Annotated in this window: 1 protein-coding gene; it reads left to right on the forward strand. The window is 60.0% G+C overall.

Annotated features, from left to right (window positions below; translation table 11 throughout):
- On the forward strand, nt 1-692 hold a 692-nt coding region (locus SB756_RS28015), incomplete at both ends, for a POTRA domain-containing protein (RefSeq protein WP_410912739.1).

The following is a 692-nucleotide window of genomic DNA, read 5'->3' on the forward strand; positions in this document are numbered from 1 at the left end:
GCGATCAGCACCGAAGACCTGATGAAGGGCTTGAAACAATCGGGCCTGGCCGAAGGCGAGATCTTCCAGCGTGCCACCCTTGAAGGTGTGCGTAACGAGCTGCAGCGCCAGTACGTGGCCCAGGGCCGCTATTCGGCCGAGGTCGACGCCGAAGTCGTGCCGCAGCCGCGCAACCGCGTGGCGCTGAAGATCAAGATCAACGAAGGCACCGTCGCTGCCATCCAGCATATCAACATCGTTGGCAACAACGTGTTCGATGATGACACCCTGGGCCAGCTGTTCGAGCTGAAGACCACCAACTGGCTGTCGTTCTTCAAGAACGACGACAAGTACGCCCGCGAAAAACTGTCCGGTGACCTGGAGCGGCTGCGTTCCTACTACCTCGACCGCGGCTACATCAACATGGACATCGCCTCCACCCAGGTGTCCATCACGCCAGACAAGAAACACGTCTACATCACCGTCAACATCAACGAAGGCGAGAAGTACACCGTTCGCGACGTGAAGCTGTCCGGTGACCTGAAAGTGCCGGAAGACCAGGTCAAGTCGCTGCTGCTGGTGCAGCCGGGCCAGGTGTTCTCGCGCAAGGTGATGACCACCACCTCCGAGCTGATCACCCGTCGTCTGGGCAACGAAGGCTACACCTTCGCCAACGTCAACGGCGTGCCACAGCCGAACGACCAGGACCACAC

Source organism: Pseudomonas sp. SIMBA_068 (assembly GCF_046534705.1).
Taxonomy (GTDB): Bacteria; Pseudomonadota; Gammaproteobacteria; order Pseudomonadales; family Pseudomonadaceae; genus Aquipseudomonas; species Aquipseudomonas putida.